This is a genomic window from Inquilinus limosus MP06, assembly GCF_000767795.1.
Taxonomy (GTDB): domain Bacteria; phylum Pseudomonadota; class Alphaproteobacteria; order DSM-16000; family Inquilinaceae; genus Inquilinus; species Inquilinus limosus_E.
Genome location: NZ_JANX01000744.1, coordinates 1 through 2,481, shown reverse-complemented (window position 1 = coordinate 2,481; position 2,481 = coordinate 1). Strand labels below are relative to the sequence as shown.

The following is a 2,481-nucleotide window of genomic DNA, read 5'->3' as shown; positions in this document are numbered from 1 at the left end:
CGGCACCGGCGGTTGGAAAACACCCTCACCCGGAACCGCTGCGCGGTTCCGACCTCTCCCGCAAGCGGGAAAGGCCACGCCATAGCGTGCTGCTGATCACGACCTTCACGAAAGTCCTGCCCGGAATGCCCCTGCCCAACGACACACTCGACCGCATCTATGCCGGCTTCCTCGGCAAGGCCATCGGCGTGCGCCTCGGCGCCCCGGTCGAGCCGACGATCTGGACCTGGGACCGGATCGACAAGACCTATGGCGAGATCACCGGCTATCTGCGCGACTTCAAGAACTTCGCCGCCGACGACGACACCAACGGGCCGGTCTATTTCATCCGGGCGCTGCGCGATTTCGGGCTGGACCCGTCGCCGCAGGATGTCGGCCGCACCTGGCTGAACTACGCCGCCGAGCTGCACGGCATGTTCTGGTGGGGCGGCTACGGCATCTCGACCGAGCACACCGCCTTCGCCAACCTGCAGTCCGGCATCCCGGCGCCGGAGTCCGGCTCGATCGCCCGCAACGGCGCGGTGATCGCCGAGCAGATCGGCGGCCAGATCTTCGTCGATTCCTGGGGCTGGGTGTGCCCGGGCGACCCCGCCCGTGCCGCCGACCTGGCCGCCCGCGCCGCCAGCGTCTCGCATGACGGCAACGGCCTCTACGGCGCCCGCTTCGTCGCCGCCTGCATCGCCAAGGCCTTCGCGGCGGAGACCATCGAGGAGGTGGTGGCGGCCGGCCTCGCCACCATCCCGGCCGGCAGCGAGTACGCCCGGGTCGCCCATGCGGTGCAGGCCATGCACCGGGTGCAGCCGAAGGACTGGCGCGCCTGCCGGCGGATGCTGGAGAGCGAGTTCGGCTACGACCGCTATCCCGGCGTCTGCCACATCATCCCGAATGCCGGCCTCTTGATCCTGTCCCTGCTGTACGGCCAGGGCGACCTGTCGCGCACGGTCGAGATCGCGGCCATGGGCGGCTGGGACACCGACTGCAACGCCGGCAATGCCGGGGCGATCGTCGGCACGCTGGCCGGCATCGCCGGGGTCGCCGCGCATTACCGCAAGCCGATCAACGACGGCATCGTCGCCTCCGGCATCACCGGGTCGCTCAACATCGTCGACATCCCCAGCTTTTGCCGCGAGCTGGCGGTGCTGGCCCACCGCCTGGCCGGAGAGGAGCCGCCGGCGGAGTGGGTGGCGGACATGGAGCGGCGCGGCATCCGTTTCGACTTCGACTTGGCCGGTTCGACCCACGGCTTCCGCACCGAGGCCGACAACCGCATCGCCCTGTCCTGGTCGGACGAGCGCAAGGCCACCGGCCGCGGATCGCTCTGCGCCCTGCTGGACCGGCTGGAGCGCGGCGATGGCGGCCGGATCTTCTGGAAGCCCTTCTACCGCCGCAGCGATTTCGACGACGAGCGCTATCGGCCGATGTTCTCGCCGGTGGTGGCGACCGGGCAGGAGGCAACGCTGCGTCTCTGGCTCGACCCGTGGGAGGGCGACGGCCATCTCCGCATCGTGCCCTATGTCCGCCGGGCGATGAGCGGCCGGATCGACGAGATCGGCGCCTGGACCCAGCCGCCGGCCGGCGAATGGCACGACCTGCGTTTCACCGTACCGGAGACGGGCGATGAGGCAGTCGACGAGATCGGCATCAAGGTCGAGTATTTCGGCCGGCTGAAGTTCCTGGGCCGGATCTTCATCGATGAGTTCACCGTCTCCGGCCCCGGCTCGGCCCGGCTCGATCCCGGGATCGAGGCCAATGAATGGGGCGGCATCACCCGCTGCACCTGGAACCGCGGCGTCTGGAAGATCGAGGACGGCCGCGTCCATGCCCTGACCGCCACCGACGCCGACCTGTGGACCGGCCATCTCTACGCCCGCGACCAGACGGTGACGGCCGAGGTCACGCCGCTGGCCGGCGACGGCCACCTGGTCTGCGCCCGCGGCCAGGGCAATGAGCGCTGCTACGCGGCCGGCTTCGTCTCGGCCGACGAGGTGGCGATCATCCGCCGCGACTTCGGCGAGACGGTGCTGGCCCGCGCCCCGTTCCGGCGCGGGCTCGGCCGCACCTACAGCCTGGCGCTGGAGGTCATGGGTGACCGGCTGGCCCTGTCGGTCGACGGCCAGGTGCTGCTCGAGGCCCGCGACGGCGCGCTGGCCTACGGCATGGCGGGGCTGCGCCTGCCCTCGGCCGGCCGCATGCAGGTCGGCGTGATCGAGATCCGCGAGACGGCCTGAGGCTGATATCGACGACTCGAATCCCTACCCGTCATGGCGAGCCCCGCAGGGGCGTGGCCATCCAGGGCGGCTCGCACCCGGCGCTGGATGGCCACGTCGGCTTCGCCTCCTCGCCATGACGGGATGGTGTTTCGCGTCGATGGGAGAGAGGCGCCCGATCACGACACCGGGCGCTGCAGCTCCAGCCGGTCGCCGACGCGCAGCAGGCGCAGCCTCCACCGCGCCGGCTCGTCCGGCGCGGCGCGGCACCGCC

General features: G+C 70.9%; 1 protein-coding gene. It reads left to right on the top strand.

Going from position 1 to position 2,481, the window contains the following annotated elements:
- The first annotated feature begins 86 nt into the window (after positions 1–86).
- Complete coding sequence (locus P409_RS31765; protein WP_238578820.1) at positions 87–2,228, top strand: ADP-ribosylglycohydrolase family protein; 2,142 nt, start codon at positions 87–89, stop codon at positions 2,226–2,228.
- Positions 2,229–2,481: the final 253 nt, after the last annotated feature.